This is a genomic window from Vibrio sp. R11-SG3-ISO9 (assembly GCF_059834255.1).
Genome location: NZ_JCBDGU010000009.1, coordinates 1 through 15,998, shown reverse-complemented (window position 1 = coordinate 15,998; position 15,998 = coordinate 1). Strand labels below are relative to the sequence as shown.

Annotated in this window: 19 protein-coding genes; 4 read left to right on the top strand and 15 right to left on the bottom strand. The window is 40.6% G+C overall.

Annotation, left to right across the window (positions count from 1 at the left end; genetic code table 11):
- Positions 1-36 precede the first annotated feature (36 nt).
- From AC6R05_RS02620 to AC6R05_RS02555, 14 genes are read right to left on the bottom strand one after another with little or no spacing between them, the layout of a single operon-like run.
- Positions 37-684, bottom strand: coding sequence for an OmpA family protein (locus AC6R05_RS02620; RefSeq protein WP_500646522.1), 648 nt, complete (start codon positions 682-684; stop codon positions 37-39).
- A gap of 35 nt (positions 685-719) precedes the next feature.
- Positions 720-2,039, bottom strand: coding sequence for a TadE/TadG family type IV pilus assembly protein (locus AC6R05_RS02615; RefSeq protein ID WP_500646521.1), 1,320 nt, complete (start codon positions 2,037-2,039; stop codon positions 720-722).
- 1 nt (position 2,040) lies between these two features.
- Entirely contained in the window at positions 2,041-2,589 is a 549-nt protein-coding gene (gene tadF / locus AC6R05_RS02610) for a tight adherence pilus pseudopilin TadF (protein ID WP_500646520.1), read from the bottom strand.
- Positions 2,564-3,085, bottom strand: a complete 522-nt coding sequence (locus AC6R05_RS02605; RefSeq protein ID WP_500646519.1) for a TadE/TadG family type IV pilus assembly protein — start codon at positions 3,083-3,085, stop codon at positions 2,564-2,566. Before AC6R05_RS02605 ends, tadF begins: the two co-directional genes overlap by 26 nt.
- 30 nt (positions 3,086-3,115) lie before the next feature.
- Complete coding sequence (locus AC6R05_RS02600; RefSeq protein ID WP_500646518.1) at positions 3,116-3,877, bottom strand: tetratricopeptide repeat protein; 762 nt, start codon at positions 3,875-3,877, stop codon at positions 3,116-3,118.
- Positions 3,874-4,788, bottom strand: coding sequence for a type II secretion system F family protein (locus AC6R05_RS02595; RefSeq protein ID WP_500646517.1), 915 nt, complete (start codon positions 4,786-4,788; stop codon positions 3,874-3,876). Before AC6R05_RS02595 ends, AC6R05_RS02600 begins: the two co-directional genes overlap by 4 nt.
- A complete protein-coding gene (locus AC6R05_RS02590; RefSeq protein ID WP_500646516.1) occupies positions 4,788-5,711 on the bottom strand; it encodes a type II secretion system F family protein in 924 nt (307 codons plus the stop codon). The genes AC6R05_RS02595 and AC6R05_RS02590 overlap by 1 nt, the downstream gene beginning before the upstream one ends.
- Complete coding sequence (locus AC6R05_RS02585) at positions 5,708-6,994, bottom strand: TadA family conjugal transfer-associated ATPase (RefSeq protein ID WP_500646515.1); 1,287 nt, start codon at positions 6,992-6,994, stop codon at positions 5,708-5,710. The genes AC6R05_RS02590 and AC6R05_RS02585 overlap by 4 nt, the downstream gene beginning before the upstream one ends.
- 9 nt (positions 6,995-7,003) lie before the next feature.
- Positions 7,004-8,218 carry a CpaE/TadZ family protein gene (locus tag AC6R05_RS02580; RefSeq protein ID WP_500646514.1) on the bottom strand — a complete coding sequence of 405 codons (1,215 nt, stop codon included), beginning with the start codon at positions 8,216-8,218 and terminating at the stop codon, positions 7,004-7,006.
- A 15-nt stretch (positions 8,219-8,233) separates the two neighbouring features.
- The gene (locus AC6R05_RS02575) at positions 8,234-8,731 is read right to left on the bottom strand and encodes a hypothetical protein (protein WP_500646513.1); all 498 of its coding nucleotides are present in this window, start codon (positions 8,729-8,731) and stop codon (positions 8,234-8,236) included.
- A complete protein-coding gene (locus AC6R05_RS02570; protein WP_500646512.1) occupies positions 8,728-10,050 on the bottom strand; it encodes a type II and III secretion system protein family protein in 1,323 nt (440 codons plus the stop codon). The genes AC6R05_RS02575 and AC6R05_RS02570 overlap by 4 nt, the downstream gene beginning before the upstream one ends.
- A gap of 19 nt (positions 10,051-10,069) precedes the next feature.
- On the bottom strand, positions 10,070-10,861 hold the full coding sequence (gene cpaB / locus AC6R05_RS02565) for a Flp pilus assembly protein CpaB (protein ID WP_500646511.1): 792 nt from the start codon (positions 10,859-10,861) through the stop codon (positions 10,070-10,072).
- A 16-nt stretch (positions 10,862-10,877) separates the two neighbouring features.
- Positions 10,878-11,297: an A24 family peptidase gene (locus AC6R05_RS02560; RefSeq protein WP_500646510.1), complete on the bottom strand. Its 420-nt coding sequence runs from the start codon at positions 11,295-11,297 to the stop codon at positions 10,878-10,880.
- Positions 11,298-11,303: 6 nt separating this feature from the next.
- The gene (locus AC6R05_RS02555; RefSeq protein ID WP_500646509.1) at positions 11,304-11,510 is read right to left on the bottom strand and encodes a Flp family type IVb pilin; all 207 of its coding nucleotides are present in this window, start codon (positions 11,508-11,510) and stop codon (positions 11,304-11,306) included.
- A gap of 285 nt (positions 11,511-11,795) precedes the next feature.
- On the opposite strand from AC6R05_RS02555, the gene AC6R05_RS02550 reads away from it, so the two are divergent.
- Both AC6R05_RS02550 and AC6R05_RS02545 read left to right on the top strand, forming a co-directional pair.
- Positions 11,796-12,494 (top strand): helix-turn-helix transcriptional regulator, encoded by a 699-nt coding sequence (locus tag AC6R05_RS02550; protein WP_172974241.1) that lies wholly within the window; start codon positions 11,796-11,798, stop codon positions 12,492-12,494.
- Between the two features lie 84 nt (positions 12,495-12,578).
- The gene (locus AC6R05_RS02545) at positions 12,579-14,267 is read left to right on the top strand and encodes an AMP-binding protein (protein ID WP_500646508.1); all 1,689 of its coding nucleotides are present in this window, start codon (positions 12,579-12,581) and stop codon (positions 14,265-14,267) included.
- Between the two features lie 103 nt (positions 14,268-14,370).
- Here AC6R05_RS02545 and AC6R05_RS02540 read toward each other — a convergent pair whose 3' ends face one another.
- Positions 14,371-14,577, bottom strand: a complete 207-nt coding sequence (locus AC6R05_RS02540; protein ID WP_500646507.1) for a DUF1127 domain-containing protein — start codon at positions 14,575-14,577, stop codon at positions 14,371-14,373.
- 117 nt (positions 14,578-14,694) lie between these two features.
- Between AC6R05_RS02540 and AC6R05_RS02535 the strand changes: the two genes are divergently transcribed.
- Positions 14,695-15,651, top strand: a complete 957-nt coding sequence (locus tag AC6R05_RS02535; RefSeq protein WP_500646506.1) for a LysR substrate-binding domain-containing protein — start codon at positions 14,695-14,697, stop codon at positions 15,649-15,651.
- A gap of 37 nt (positions 15,652-15,688) precedes the next feature.
- Positions 15,689-15,901 carry a VF530 family protein gene (locus tag AC6R05_RS02530; RefSeq protein WP_500646505.1) on the top strand — a complete coding sequence of 71 codons (213 nt, stop codon included), beginning with the start codon at positions 15,689-15,691 and terminating at the stop codon, positions 15,899-15,901.
- Positions 15,902-15,998 lie beyond the last annotated feature (97 nt).

The following is a 15,998-nucleotide window of genomic DNA, read 5'->3' as shown; positions in this document are numbered from 1 at the left end:
TCACACCAAGGTGTGACGCTTTTTATATTAGCCATATTACTTCAAGACCATATCGACTCGTCGATTTTGCTGTCTACCTTGCGAGGTATCATTGCTTGCAATTGGTACTAACTCACCTTTTGATACACCCTCGAGAGATTCTTTATCGGCCCCTTTCTGCACAAGATAATTCTCAACTGAAGTCGCTCGTCTCAAACCCAAAGAGAAGTTGTACTCCTTGGTTCCGATGCTATCAGTATGTCCCTCAACAAACAGATTAGGATTGTTACGGGTGATCTTCTTCGATAGCTCATCGAGTACGTAAATAGATTCAGGCGTTAAACGATACTTATCGAACTCAAAATACACACGCGCAACCACATCACCACTTTCAAAATCTTCAAAATTTCCTTGCGTGATTAGAAACTCAATACACTTAGGGCTTACCCCTTGTCTCAGTAATTCACGACGCAATTGATCTTGAGGGAAGACATAATCGCTCTCTTGCTCGATCATGGAAAATGGCCCTTGATTAAGCGTCATTGCACGCCCTTTATGAGCTGAAATAGAGTGTTGAAAATTCACATCATCTTGCGAGCAGTAATACTCCAACTTAGTAACTTGGTTTTCAGAGGCGTAACCTGCTTGAGAATAACTAACCAAAAGCAACAGCGGTAATCCTACCCAGTAATTTGACTTTTTCATGTTTTCTCCTTGTTATCAGCGCATTCAGACAACCACTATTTCAAATGACCGATCTCTTCACTAATGAGCTCAAGTATTTTCGCGAGAATCTCTGTCTTGTTTTCAGCTTTGAAAACATTGTCTTCACCGGCACAATCTTTTAACCCTTTATTACTATCAAGGTCATAATCGAACCCAATAACAGCGATTCTAGATAGAACATCATCGCCATCACTCGAAGTTTGGTTATTTAAATAATTACGGATTTTGTCGCACATCCCGTATTGACCGTAGAGTTTCTCAGAAATACCTTTGTGGGATTTTGTTCCCTTATTCGCGATTTTGTTGTCGCCCAAGTCGACTCCATCAGACAGAATAACGATCAAACGACGAGGGTTAGTCCCTTGCATCGCAAGTTGTGCACCACGGATCAAACCTTGGTGAGAAGCGGTATAACCATCGGGTCTAAACGTATTTACTGTATTATTAAATGCCGTGAAACCCGTCGTTGGTAATATGTCGTTAAAAATAGCATCAGGATATATATTAGTTGTTCGACAATTAGATGCGCCTTTTTCATTAAATAAATTATTCACCGTTGAGTTAAAATCAACTCTAACTTCTGTTTTTAGCTTACCATTTTTTATTTTTACTTTAGTCTTATACTTCAATTGATCTAAATAACAGTTATGCTGAGTAACTTTGGTATAGTTGTTGTACCCAGCAAAAGATATCGTGTTATCATCTAAATTAACGTTATCGTTAAATTTTTGAAGTTCGACAGTTACCGCTGCTATTACATCCCTTAAATCTTTGTATTTATCTTGGCTACCGCCGCTCCAACCATCATCCATTGAACCAGAGAAGTCTGAAACAAATACAACATCTACAGGGTTATCTTGGTATTTTCTTGAGATCCCTTGACTGCCAACAACATAATCTTTCCCTATAGTTTCATTACTAGAAAACCAACTATTATGTTCGGTCTCTGCAGTCACCTCATATTGGAAAAATTGCGAACCACCAGATGCTAATCCTGAAACACAATCGGGTATGGCTTGGCAATCAAGTTTTTTTATCGATACAGACTTTATATTTTCTTTGCCCGTAACATAAGCATTAACGTACGCCTTAACAATATTCTTATTTACAGTACTGCCATTAGTACCAATATTGTCATCATTATGTGCCGATACAGCGAGTGCTGCAGCTTCAAGAGCATCATCAAGCCTCGCTTTATCTTGCAGGCCTCTAGCACCATCAGTACTTAAACTAAACAACCCCCAAAGAGATGGAACGAGCAACGCTGTCAATATCCCCGCATGTCCCTTCTGTTTACGAATAGATTTTCTATTTTTCGATAGTAAGATATTCATATTACCTCCCTACTATCACTGACGAAGACTGTACTGTTGTAAATCCCGTATCTGTAAAGTTGGATATCAAGTTTTCAGTCTCGTAACATAGCGTAACTCTGTATAGCGTTGCTTGACGCCCCCAAGAAGTCACTACACTTAAATCCCCTTCTAGTGCTGACAATGCTTGAGCGGGTTGGCAACTCTGCCCGTCATTGTGTGTCACTAGAGCATTGGGTGTTCCATTGGTCTGATAAGTTTGCTCTTCAATCAACATCCCGAATTTGTTGCTATCAAAACCAGTTTGAGTTCGTTGAAAAGAACCTTTGACCACATCATATATTATTTGAGCATCTGAAGATGTCGTCTGATAATCATCGTCATAGAGCTGAGTTCGCTCTTTAAGTAAGTTAACAGACGAAAAAGAGAGTCTATCTAATTTCCCCTTAGTAGATATTTTTATTGCTGTATCAATAGTAAACATTAATAAAACACCTAAAAACAAGGCGACTATAGAGAACTCTAATACAAACGCTCCTTTTTGATTAGATTTCAAATTTATCGCGTTCATATTCTTGTACCACAATAATCTCACGAGACAGCAAGGTCTCGTTATCGATGATATAAGTAAATATACCATCCAGTTCATAGCTCAAATGGTAAATAGCAATACTACTATTTTCTTCGACACCACAAGTTGCACCAGGTGAAGTGTTAGTTGGTGTACAAATATCTGAAATAAGATGTAGATTGGCCATGGTATCCACGTAACGAACTGAAGATTTAACTTTGTTAGCATCAACAAAATTAGACCATACACTACCGCTTTCATTAAGAACGTCTTTAAAGGCGGTTACGTACGCTTCATTTCCTTTCTTAGCTTCACGAGAAGCGTTTGCCATTGCCAAATCAGTTACAGCAGAGACATAAGATAGAAAGCACACTTCAAGCCATGCAGCAATAAAGATCCAAAAACCAAAAAAACCCAAAGCAAACTCTATAGTCACCACTCCATTTTGGGCTCGCCGTTTTTTAAATATTAATTTTCTCACTATGTAATTAGCCATACTCACCTCCTAGTAAGTAAAGCTGATCCGTTAAAGCTGTGTTTTAACGGAATCATTCAGGGAAACATGTTTCAATCCTGTATAGATATGATGCACCTCTTCTGCAGAGTACATCCCCCCTAACAGCGCTTTAACCTGAACGAAATCACCCACCTTTGCGTACGCTAACACAAGATTAGATACGACTTGTTTATCCGCTTGTCCATTTTTATAAACTGGCTCTAAACGTGTTATTGCTCGTTGATAATCAGCCTCTAGAATGTCCATGACTGCTAAGTTATTGCTTATCACTACATCTTCATAAAGAAGCTCTCGAGCTCTTAAGAAGTGCTCTCTGGCACTTTCAAATTTTCCCAATCTAACAAAAACCAATCCCAACAAATTCTCGACTTCAGCAAAATCCGGTCTCTTCTCCAAAGAGCGTTTTCCGTAAACGAGTGCTTGTTGAGGATCGTCTTGCTCAAACTTTACTCTGGCCTTCAAGAAATCCAATTCTGCACTGCGATCCTCTGGTGCAGACATTCTCTCCAAATGGAAATCTGCAGAATCAATATCTCCTACTTCCAAATATGTATTCACCAGCTTAAGTCTTGTATCGTAATTATCATTACTCGCAAGCTCTTGCTTATAAAGTGCTATTAGTTTGTTGTTATCATTCGCATTCTTTAGTAGCGCTTCTTTTGATTTAAACTCCTGATGATTATCTATTGAGCTTATTTGACTGGAAGAGCATGCCGTCAAAACACAACACAAGGCAATTGATATCAGGCAGTTAACCTTTTTAATGATCATTGGCCCAACCCTCCTAGTAATCGCATAATCCCAGGAGCTGTAATCAAAATAACAATAGGGAACATGATGAAAAGTATTAGAGGAATAGACATCTTGGCCGACAGCTTACCGATTTTCTCTTCGAGTTCTAACATATGAACTTCCCTGATATCTTTCGCTAGGTTTGATAAAACCTCATAAATAGATGAACCGTATTGCAAGCTTTGGTTTAACGTCATAACAAAGCTGCGTACTTCGTTTGTAGGCACTCTTGCATACAGCTCTTCTAAAGCACTCTCTAGCCCAACTAATTTTGCTCTCTCATTCGTTTTGTGTAACATATGAGCAATGTCTGCATCGAAACCTTCCATCTCATGCGCTAAATAAGCGACCGATGCCTCAATAGTCATCCCTGTTCTCACGCATACTCCCATCAAATCAAGCAGGTAGGGTAAACGCTCGGAAAGTTTTCTGTGCAGCTTTCTTTTTCTTACTTCTAAGTATAGATCAGGACCGACAACAACGATGACAACCCATAGTGCAATACCAACAACTGTATTGGTTAATTCCATGTGTTGCGCTGACGTATATAAGTAAATCAACACACTACCGATAGCCAATGCTGTATATTTTACCGGCAATAACCACTTATAAAATCGACTATTGTAAAAACCAGCAGATACAAACTTGTTTTCAATATCCCGATCCGACACAGAAAATAACTGACCAAACCAACGGCTTAGAGATTCGATTTTAGATAATTGATTGATCTTGTTATCGTTAATATCAATACCCACTTTTCTCAAAGCGCTACTTCTAGAAAGGCTCTCACTACCTGAGTAAACAAGAACTCCTATTCCAAAAACAATAATCCATATAAATACGAGTATTTTCACACGGTCATCGGTGAACAAGGCTAATAATTCGTCCATCATCGAACTCCCTTCATCAATAACCAAACTATTGATATTCCGATAAACTCACTAGCGAGAACATAATAGAGAATAGGTTTTCCACGTTCATTAAACATCACGAAGTCATAGTTTTCTGGACTAATGAATTGGAGTAAAAATAGGAATAAAAATGGGATTGCTGCTACGATTTTTGCGGAAATACGAGCCTCTGAGGTCAAGGCATACTTTTTCTTATTGATGGAGCGTGCATCAAACATTAAACGGTTGATTCTCGTCATTACCTCTTTGAGTTGCCCACCTCGCTCTAAATTTGCACGTAACGTAATAATAAAAAAGTAAAATGATGGATATGGAAAACGAAGGCAAGCTTTACGGAATACATCATCTGGGCTTTCACCTATTTTCATACGTTCAGCCATTAATCTAAATTCGTTCCCCAAGTCATTGTCTTGAGACTTACCAACATACGAAATCGCATGCATTATACTCTCACCCGCAGATACGGAACTCGCAAGCATATTTAACACATCAGGAAAGGAAGCTTCGAAAAGACGCTCTTCTCTTTGTTTCAACCAAATGCACATCCAGATTGAAGCAATAATCATTATGATCAAAGCAAAGATTGGTTTTTCGACCTTAAATAGCGTTTGAATGATACTCGATGCTACTAGGTAGACGACAAATTCAAATAGGATGATCTTAGCGATAGGAAAACGTCCGACCCTCTTGGTAAAGTTATTCCAACTGGTTGCTAATTTCTGAAGGAACGTTTGCTCGGTCAGGGACTTAAGATTTACAGCTTGCTGGCTGGTCGCAGCAACATGTTCAATCATTACCGTCTGAGTTGCAGTTTTTAAGTAATCATTGGTTTTCTTTTTTTGTAATAGAGGCAAGAACAAAAGTACCAAGCCACCAAAAACTAATAATACGTAATAGATCATGCTACCTTCCCTGCATTCGCGAATAGAGCATCAAGTTGCTGATGCAAGCCGAAGAATTTAGCTTTATCTACTAAAACAGAACGTTGCATTAGACCTGTGGTGACGTAATTTCCTTGTATTTTGCTGTATTCCGGTTGTTGAAGATCGGGTTGGAAGCGGAAGATTTCCTCTAAGACAACATTATCTCCTTCCATACCGATCACTTCAGAGATGCTCATTATCTTACGACTACCGTCGTGAAGGCGGCTCACCTGCACAATGATATCTACAGCACTAACGATCGTTTTTCTGATCGCATCAAGTGGCAAATTTTTGGTTGCCATCATAACCATAGATTCAACACGCCCTAAGGCATCACGAGGGGTATTGGCGTGCAACGTTGACATAGAGCCATCGTGCCCAGTATTCATTGCTTGGAGCATCTCAAAAGCTTCTCCGCCACGACACTCCCCGACGATAATGCGATCAGGTCGCATACGAAGCGCGTTGATTACAAGTGCTCGCTGATCTATCTCACCGGTATTCTCAATACCAGCTTTACGGGTTTCTAAGCGCACTACATGAGGTTGTAGCAGGCTTAACTCTGCCGCATCCTCTATGGTTACTATCCGTTCGGATTCAGATATGTGCTGTGACAAAGCATTAAGCAGTGTGGTTTTACCTGAACCTGTACCTCCGGATATCAAAATATTCAATCGACAACGCGACGCAATCATAAGAATTTGAGCCATTTCTTGACTCATGGATCCATATTCAAGTAACCGTGAGAAATCAATAGCTTGCTTCTTAAACTTACGAATGGAAATACTCGTACCATCAAGCGCTATCGGTGGGATAACAATATTGACACGGCTGCCATCTTGTAAGCGGGCATCACATAAGGGGGAAGAATCATCAACACGGCGCCCAACACGACTTGCGATACGTTTTGCAATATCGATTAACTGGCGCTCGTCGACAAAAGTGACATTAGATTTCTCAACTAACCCATTACGTTCAATAAATATATTGTCGTAACCGTTAATCATAATATCGGTAATAGAGTCATCATCCATCAATGATTGTAATGGCCCTAAACCATGAAGTTCATCAACGAGGCTTTTTACGTACTGATGTCTAGTCACCGATGAGATCGACATTTGGTCTTTATCAATGAGCAGTTCTACAGCCTGTTTGAGCTGGGTTGCTAGCTGATCGCTAGACATAGCATTAATGGCATCGGGCTCTAATGCTTCAAATATCTGACTGCGTATTTCTTTATACGCTTCTGCTGGATTTTTCATACCATCCCCCTAGCCAAACCAACTCGAACTTGATTTCACCTCTTCACCCAATATCAGAGATCCAAGGGTTTCTAGGGCTTTAGCAGGTTTACCTCCCATAGACACCACAGACTTCCCTTCCATGAGTTTATGGTCCAATTTTTTAACGTGAGGAATAACAATATCGATTGGGGACTTTAAGTATTTTTCGGCCTCTTGCTGAGTGACTGTCGCATCACCATTCGCCAAGCTATTGTTCATAACTAAGATGACTCTAAGCGTGTTGTCTAACCCTAAGCTGTCATCAAGTTTCCGCTTAAATTGTCCTGCTTCTCTCAAAGACGAGACACTAGGTGAAAAGGTAAGAACAATACAATTAGAGACTTCAACTAACTCTTTAACGCTGTATACCAAGCTTGAAGTGCTTGATAAGTCTTCAAGCAAAAAGTTACTCGTTTGAGAAATATGACCAGATGCAGCTTTAGTGAACTGCTTTATTTCTTCAACTTCCATATCGTTGGACGTTAACGACAATACAGCAAGGGAACTCGATTGTTTCTTAAGTAAACTTTGTGAAGCAGCTTCATCAAGATTGAGAACTTGGCTACCCGCGCGGACCTCTCGCTTTTCAAATCCTTCGACACCCAACATAATGTCCATGTTGCCACCATGATAAGCATTATCTATCAGCACGCAGCTGGCATGTCTCTCTGAAGACAAATAGCGCCCAATCTCAGCACAAACAAAGGTATTACCGACCCCTCCTTTACAACCAATAAAGCTGATTTGCTTCGCTTTTCTTGTAAGACCAACACCATTGTTTGCTTCACGATTACGATAAACACCGAGTGCAAAATCAATAAATTCTTCTTTGGTAACAGGCCAAAACAAATAGTACAGGACTAACGAACGCAGACGTCTGATTGTAGATATTGAATCTTCTTTACCGACAATGATCACCGACGCGGTGTTAGGTATTAAATGACAGATTCTCTCTGCATCCACCACGAGATCAGGGCTTTCATTCAACTCTACAATAATCAGTTCAATATCTTCGCCTTTACTAAATTCAGTCACGTTTTCATCGGTCAGTGGCTGAAACTCGGGAAGGTTAAAGCCTTCAAAATTACACGCCTCTCGTATCAGTGTCTTACACTCATCAGTTTGATAGAACACGACACTGCGAATTCCTGTAGTAGAGTGTGTCTGAGACACTTTTTTGTTTAGGATGTCAATCAAATCCATTTTGGTGCCTCCTAGTTAATAATTGCTATTATCAAACATTCGCTCGGGATGAGTGATCGACTTCCATCTCATACCATCAGAAAAACAGCCGTTATCAACTTCTCCATAATTACCAATAGTTACGTACTCACATAGAGGTGTCACAACTTTATGTACTGTCGCAGAAAAATTAAAATCAAATGCCGTATTGAGTTCACTATCTTGATACAAAGTAATATTTTTAGATTCGACACCTCGGCTTCTTAGATAGTCAGCATATTTATGGACCAGTTTCTTACCTTCTTTTGTATTCCAGCTAAGTGACAAATGTTGATTTGCAAATATTCCCCAATTTTCGGAAACATATTTATCTAAATATTGCCAGGCTTGCTCTTTCTTGTTTTTTTCGATTTTGACGGCCAATTGATATTCGATAGGTACCACTTCAATTGATGGGCCTGAACGTTCAGAGATATGCTCAGCACAGCCAATAATCAAAATCAAAGGTATAAATATAAGATCTCTAATCTTCATTTCTTAAACCCTCCAGCCGCTAATATTTGATTAACAAACTCTTCAGAAGCTTTAGGGTAATCACTACTTAACCCTAGCCAGCGATTTAAATTGTAGGTTCTGTGAATAGTTGGTAATTGAACCTGGTTAGGGTGAATAGGCTGAACAAGATTGACGGTGGCAACAATAATCAGCTCAGTTTTAGTTCGCTCTGTTGTTGTTTTTCTGAACAAAGCCCCTAAAACCGGAATATCACCAATATAAGGAATGCGTCGTAGCTCTTCTCGTTCTTCCGTGCTCAATAATCCAGCTAAAACAAAACTCTGTCCGTCTCCCAACTCCACTGTCGTCCGTGCACGACGCGTTCTTAAAGCTGGGAGATCGAAGTTGTCATTTTGGTATTGGTTATCTAAAGCACTCACTTCGGGAAGCATTGAAAGCTTGATCTTATCGTCGTTCAATACTTTAGCCATCAACTCAAGACGGATACCATACTCGCGGTACTCAACATCGGTACTACCATCAATCACTGTGACTACTGGTATTTCACCACCAGCCAAAAAGCTTGCGGTCTCACCAGATATTACAGATAAGTTTGGTTCGGCAAGGACTTGTCCAACTCGATCATCACCGATCGCTGTAATCACAGAAATAATGTCATCAGCACTAAAAGAAGTCAGTTGGTCAACGAAAACACCAGGAGAAACCGTACCGATTTCGATACCGAATTCTTCCAAGAAACTGTGTGATACTTCAGCGATTGAGATTTTAACGTTTACTTGTTTGGTCGTTTTTACTTCAATATTGTCTACCACACCTGGATAGCGATAACGGCGCATGAACTCCATCTCATACTCTTCATCCCCGATCTGCCAGTTTACATTGGTTATCTCAGCTTCCTTTCCAAGCAGCTCACCTGTCAGTCGATAAATATCTTCTTTGACCTTTTCGGAAGAAACCGTACCACTCAGTACAGCCTGTTCTCCGAGGTTATATATACTGACATCAGCATCTGGATAACGTAGCGCAATTTGTTGCTCGATATGGACCAAGCTTTTATTAACAACAAGCTTGTTAGAAATGACCGTATTCCCATCCTTATCAAAGATCATGAAAGAGGCATTACCGGTTTGACGGCCAAAGAAAACCACTTTGTTTTCATCGATCACTTGATAGTCAGCAACATCTGGGTTTGAAATAAAAACAGAACCAATTTCTTGTTTAGTGGATATGCTTCGAGCATCACCTTCCGCGAGATTAATGACTCGCGCAACAGCGACTTGACACATAAACAGCATAATTAGTGCAAGTACCCATTGAGTTATATAGTTATTATTCATGGATGTACCCTCGGCGTCCTTAGCGAATTTTGGCACTGTCACCGCGATATTCGACTATCGCTCGGTATTCAGGTAACACATCTCCTGAGTTGGCTTGCAACTGCTCTGCATGTTCTGCACCGATGGATTTGTGAATCTCCAATTGGGCAATGTTTTTGGCAATAGACAGTGTTGCAACTTGACGGCGACTCAGTTCTAAAACAATCACGACGCCAGACAACTGTTCTTGTCCAACCTCTTCAGATTCAAGGTTTTCAACCTTCAGAACTTTAACCGCAAGTAAAATGGGCGAGACGGAAACGGTTTGAAAACCGTCAACTTCATTTTCAATGGCTAAATTTTGTTGTTGTGAACTCAACGCTATAACATCGACTCTAGTACCGTTATCAATCACACCACCTACAATCGATTCACGGCCTATAACGATGGGATAGGGAACCATGTCTTTAGCAACCGTGGCCTCAATATAACCATTTTGATCAGGCGTAACGAACATGTCTTGTTGCAACCATGTGTCTGCGGATATAGCTCTCTTGGCAACGGCACCATTCGGAATCTCCGGAGCTAATTTTGTTGGTGATGCTGCAAAACGTTTTTCAGAAATTTGCTTAATAGAAAACAGCTCATTAGAAAGTAACTGACCGCGCTCAATACTCTCGTTCAACACAAGAACATTGACTAGATTTAACTCTACGTTGTTTGGAGCTGGGTCGCTGACATCGTTAGGTGAATTTAGATACTGCTGAGAAACACCATATAAGCCAGCACCAATTGCAACTAAAGCAATAGGGACCAGAATCTTGATACTCATAAGTCATCCTTGCTCATCAGATTGATGCCAAAATACCTACTCCAAAACCAAGACTTATGGCTACACCGTAAGGTATAGGTTTTTGCTCTCTCTTGAATATTAGCTTACTTAAACAAACTTCAATCACGGCTAAAATCCCACCCACAGCCGTCATAACAAAAACACTCAAGAATAAATAATTAGGCTCAATCATTAATGACAGGGCCGAGCTTAGTTTTACATCCCCGGCCCCAATTATTCTCAACATCCACAAAACAAACCCAGCTATGGTTGCGATCAAGAATGATGAAAAATAAAAATTAATGTCGCTATATATATAGGCAATGATCGCTATAGAAATAACTATCAACACCGATCTGTTACTAATAACTCTATTCCTGATATCTCCGATAGAAATAGCCAATAACATTATTGGTAAACAAATCGAAATAAACATATTCTTTTAACTGCTCGCGCCTCCAAGAGCGGTAACAACAGTAGATGCTGCTGTCCCAATACCATTTTCGACTCCACCATCCCCAAAGAACGCTGCAACTAATGCAACAACCGCAACAGCAAGAACAGCATATTCAATTGCTGTTACCCCACGCTCGTCTTTTCTGAACTCTTCAAGTAGTAGTTTTGCTTTGATATAAGATGATAAAAACATAATGAACTCCATGTCACTCTTTGGTCCACACTCATATGAGTGCCTTTCTCCTAAAACGCAAATAAAACAATGCCCTAGGAGGAATATAAAATGAGTACGCTTTTTCGTGATCTTTTATTCCACCACTTACGTATCAATCTCACCTGTTCAGTTCAGTACATTTCATACCAAGCAGTTAGTATTATTTTGTCAATAATTTGACCTTTCTTACTATTCTTCTAATATTTACTTTACCAATAATAAACTGGATTCATAAGGTAAACACCTTATCAAATAGTTAGAGATATGGATAAAGGAACGTTTTTTGGCGATGATTTAATTTATTTAGATTCTTGCTTGGCAAAAATAATCCAATCTAATTTTATTATTCATCATGTCGGATGGGATATATCTGTACTTAGTGAACCAAATCAGTCATTTAACTTTCTCTACCTATATAGTAGTAAGAATAGACAGCTAGCCGATCTCGCAGAGAAAATAGCGGTTAATTTAAATAGAGACATCATCGTTATTCACAACAATATATATCAACAACCGAACAATATAAGCAACATAACTCATATTAACGAAAAAAATATTCAAGCTTCCAATCACCTTTCAACAATATTAGAAAGGTACAAACAGTTGAATAGTAAATCTGACGCTTATTGTTTATCGCATCGGTTCAATATAGAAAGCACGGTTTCTTATATCGATGAACATTTAATTGACGCTTTAACTGAGAAGGACGTTGCCGATCATTGCCATCTATCTGTTAACTATTTTTCAAAAGTCTTTCATGCCAACGTGGGGGTAAGCTTTCAAGAGTACGTGACGACTGCACGTATCGAACAAGCCAAACTGACACTGATTCAGAAAAGAGAACACACTATTGCCAACGTCGCTTATATGTTGGGCTTCAAAGATGTCTCATACTTTAGTCGTTTATTCAAAAAAAAGACCGGGCTCACACCTGGACAATTTAGGAAGTTTGGAAACCATTAATTTTACTCCCTAAAAGCTAAGTTACGTGCTATGTTTAACATAATTTTAACAATAATAACTTAGCGAAAAACATGGAGTTAGACAATGATTCAGCCTAACGAGTTTAGCCAAGACCAAAACCAAGCTCTCCCTACACCAAATGAAATGATTTTAAAATGGGCAGAGGAGCGCCCAAATGAGGTCTATCTAAAACAGATCATCAACCGTCAGTTTGTCGAGTTCACCTATAAAGAGGTCGCAGACAAAGCACTCAAATTGGTTACTGCACTTGAGGACCTAGGTGCAAAGCCTGGCGACCGAGTCGCCTTAGTGTCAAAAAACTGTGCCGAGTGGTTCATTACCGACTTAGCCATGATGCTGGGTGATTTTGTCAGTGTGCCAATCTTCCCAACGGCAGGTGCCGATACTATCGCGTACTGTATTGAACACAGTGAAAGTAAGATCGTAATAGCAGGTAAGCTAGACGATCCCGCGGCCACTCAACAAGTGATCGACGAAAATCCAGAACTTATCAGCATTGCCCTGCCTTATGACACAGCAGCAAAATGCCAATACGCATTTAATGATCTCATCGACAAAAGCGCTCCCTCTTCAAAACGTCCTGTGCATCACGACGACAAGCTTATGTCACTGGTTTATACGTCAGGGACTTCAGGTCAACCAAAGGGCGCTATGTTGACGTACGGTGCGTTTACTTGGTCGGTTCAGCGTCTAATCGACCACATTGGTATTGAGAAAAACGATCGTCTTTTCTCTTATCTACCTTTGGCTCACATCACCGAACGCGTTTACATTTTTGGTTCATCTGTCATGGGTGGTGTACCGACAGCATTCCCAGAATCACTCGATACCTTCATTGAAGATGTGAAGATGCACAGGCCAACCCTGTTCATCTCCGTGCCAAGACTCTGGACTCTGTTCCAACAGCGTATTCAAGATAAACTGCCACAGAAGAAGCTTAATATTCTTCTCAAGATTCCGTTTGTGAATTCATTGATTAAGAAGAAGCTGGCAGATGGCCTAGGACTGGATCAAGCTCGTGTTCTTGGTTGTGGTTCTGCGCCAGTATCTCCAGCTCTGCTGGATTGGTATGAGAGCGTAGGCCTGCACATCACTGAGGCATGGGGGATGACTGAGTCGTTTGCTTACAGCACCCTCAACTACCCATTCAGAGCCGATAAGATTGGTTCTGTAGGTAACGCAGGCCCAGGTGTTGAGCTTAAGATTGCTGAAGATGATGAGATCTTAGTACGCAGTAAAGGCTTGTTCTCTGGCTACTACAAAAATGACATCGCGACACAAGAATCATTTAATGCCGAGGGGTGGCTCCACACTGGTGATATTGGTGCCATTGATAGCGAGGGCTACCTAACGATTCAAGGTCGTAAGAAGGATACCTTTAAGACAGCGAAAGGTAAGTTCGTTGCTCCTGTACCTATCGAGAAAAAGCTATTTGAGTACAGTCGTGTAGAGATGATGTGTCTGATTGGTCTGGGCTTACCTGGTCCTATCCTGCTTGTTGTTCCTCATGACTTCCCTAACTTCGACCGTGAACGCTACGAGAGAACCACTAAACGCGTGATCGAGAAGATGAACTCACAATTGGCCTCTCACGAGAAGATCAAAGGCGTACTGATGATCAAAGAACCGTGGAGCATTGAAAACGGGATTCTAACGCCAACACTTAAGATCAAGCGTCATATTCTAGAGCAGAAGTACCACGAAGTTGGTCATAACTGGCCAAAAGATAAGTTGGTAGTTTGGGAGGAGTAATCCACCTTAAGCCAAGTTCTTTATAATAAAGGGCGTTTTTAAATGCATAAGCGTCACTCAGGTAATAACTTGAGTGACGCTTTTTTGTTTAAATCTAACTCCATTACTCCCAAAACGCTTTCCTCGCCTCTTGCTGTGCTTGTGTATGCGTTAGCCCAATATCATTTAAAAGGTGATCGGGTAGATCAGCTAAGTGCTTTCTTGTTTTTGCATTTTGTCTAAATTGCTGCACTTTGAAATAGAATTTCTTAATCAAAGACGTATTGGTTGAGCGCTCGTCTAGTTCAACTCTAACTGTGCCTGAATTCATAACTTACCCCTTCTATACTTTTATTCTCTATGTTTATCTGTTTACATGGCTAATATTCGACCAAAGACAGTCAGCCGACAAACGATAGATATTGGCATTCAGTTAAGGAAAACTAATGTGAGTGAACGAACACCTCCCTTTCAAGGCATCTACTACTTCTATATTGCAGCCGACAAAGGCAGCTTTAAGCTCGCTGCAGAAACCTTGTTTGTAACTGCTGCTGCGGTAAGCCAACAGATCAGGCAACTTGAAGACTGGCTCGGTGCCGAACTCTTCATCAGACAGCACCGAAAAATTGTACTCACTCATGAGGGGGAGGTTCTATATCTTCAAGCGAAGAAAGGTTTTGCCCACCTTCAAGATGGCGTGAGAAGAATCAACCAAGACCCAAATCCAAATCAGCTCTCGATTTCCACCGTTCCATCCTTTGCTCAGCACTGGTTAGTGCCAAGGATTGGTGACTTCAGAGAGAGACATCCAGACCTATCCATGCTAATTGAACCAACCAACAAGCTAATTACCTTTGAAGATTCGAGTATTGATATCTGTATACGCTACGGGCACGGTAACTACCCAAATCTAGAGTCGCGTTGGTTAATGGATGAGGTGCTATACCCTGTTTGTCATCCGCTCTATCAGGAGAAGTATGGAATATACAGTGTCGAAGACCTGCACAAAGCGGAGCTAATTGAAGACCGATGGCCTGATATGGATTGGTCAATATGGCTCAATGAAGTGGGGGTTGAGGGCGGTCATACGACATTGCAGTTTGATGGTTCTCACTTTGTACTAGAGGGAGCACTTTCTGTTCAAGGTGTTGCTTTGGTGAAACACAGCTTAGTGTATCGATACCTGCAAGAAGGCAAGCTGGTTAGAATTGGGAATACCGCGCTAAGGCCGAAATACAATTACTTCTTATGTGCACCGTCGGGATACTTTCATCGCGACAAGATTCAACGCTTCTCTAAATGGATAGAAACTCAAGTCAGTGAGTTTGGTAATAAAGGAAGAGAAGAGCTTAATATCGTCGATACTGATTTCTCATTGAAATGGTCCGGAAACTCCGATGACTAAGCTGCTATACTGACGAAAAATACCTATTGGACTTATCATGACACAAGTAAACAACCCACTGCATGGCATTACTTTGCAAAAACTACTGACTGAGCTAGTGGATCACTATGGTTGGGAAGAGTTGAGTTACATGGTTAACATTAACTGCTTCAAGAAAGACCCAAGCATCAAGTCGAGCTTAAAGTTTCTGCGAAAAACAGAATGGGCGCGAACTAAAGTTGAGCAAGTCTATATCGACCTAAAACGCTAATATCCGCTCCCTAAATCGCTCCAACTCCCCGTAGTTCCCTCGCGGGGATTATCCCCTGTGTCTACTTTTTAGGGGCCACATCATATCTCGTATCTCG

What these genes read in the sequence shown, in the direction of transcription:
- AC6R05_RS02590 (WP_500646516.1), bottom strand. Translation starts at nt 5,711, where the DNA reads ATGATCTATTACGTATTATTAGTTTTTGGTGGCTTGGTACTTTTGTTC.
- AC6R05_RS02615 (WP_500646521.1), bottom strand. Translation starts at nt 2,039, where the DNA reads ATGAATATCTTACTATCGAAAAATAGAAAATCTATTCGTAAACAGAAG.
- AC6R05_RS02605 (WP_500646519.1), bottom strand. Translation starts at nt 3,085, where the DNA reads ATGGCTAATTACATAGTGAGAAAATTAATATTTAAAAAACGGCGAGCC.
- tadF (WP_500646520.1), bottom strand. Translation starts at nt 2,589, where the DNA reads ATGAACGCGATAAATTTGAAATCTAATCAAAAAGGAGCGTTTGTATTA.
- cpaB (WP_500646511.1), bottom strand. Translation starts at nt 10,861, where the DNA reads ATGAGTATCAAGATTCTGGTCCCTATTGCTTTAGTTGCAATTGGTGCT.
- AC6R05_RS02600 (WP_500646518.1), bottom strand. Translation starts at nt 3,877, where the DNA reads ATGATCATTAAAAAGGTTAACTGCCTGATATCAATTGCCTTGTGTTGT.
- AC6R05_RS02560 (WP_500646510.1), bottom strand. Translation starts at nt 11,297, where the DNA reads ATGTTTATTTCGATTTGTTTACCAATAATGTTATTGGCTATTTCTATC.
- AC6R05_RS02595 (WP_500646517.1), bottom strand. Translation starts at nt 4,788, where the DNA reads ATGGACGAATTATTAGCCTTGTTCACCGATGACCGTGTGAAAATACTC.
- AC6R05_RS02555 (WP_500646509.1), bottom strand. Translation starts at nt 11,510, where the DNA reads ATGTTTTTATCATCTTATATCAAAGCAAAACTACTACTTGAAGAGTTC.
- AC6R05_RS02620 (WP_500646522.1), bottom strand. Translation starts at nt 684, where the DNA reads ATGAAAAAGTCAAATTACTGGGTAGGATTACCGCTGTTGCTTTTGGTT.
- AC6R05_RS02575 (WP_500646513.1), bottom strand. Translation starts at nt 8,731, where the DNA reads ATGAAGATTAGAGATCTTATATTTATACCTTTGATTTTGATTATTGGC.
- AC6R05_RS02585 (WP_500646515.1), bottom strand. Translation starts at nt 6,994, where the DNA reads ATGAAAAATCCAGCAGAAGCGTATAAAGAAATACGCAGTCAGATATTT.
- AC6R05_RS02530 (WP_500646505.1), top strand. Translation starts at nt 15,689, where the DNA reads ATGACACAAGTAAACAACCCACTGCATGGCATTACTTTGCAAAAACTA.
- AC6R05_RS02570 (WP_500646512.1), bottom strand. Translation starts at nt 10,050, where the DNA reads ATGAATAATAACTATATAACTCAATGGGTACTTGCACTAATTATGCTG.
- AC6R05_RS02545 (WP_500646508.1), top strand. Translation starts at nt 12,579, where the DNA reads ATGATTCAGCCTAACGAGTTTAGCCAAGACCAAAACCAAGCTCTCCCT.
- AC6R05_RS02580 (WP_500646514.1), bottom strand. Translation starts at nt 8,218, where the DNA reads ATGGATTTGATTGACATCCTAAACAAAAAAGTGTCTCAGACACACTCT.
- AC6R05_RS02550 (WP_172974241.1), top strand. Translation starts at nt 11,796, where the DNA reads ATGGATAAAGGAACGTTTTTTGGCGATGATTTAATTTATTTAGATTCT.
- AC6R05_RS02540 (WP_500646507.1), bottom strand. Translation starts at nt 14,577, where the DNA reads ATGAATTCAGGCACAGTTAGAGTTGAACTAGACGAGCGCTCAACCAAT.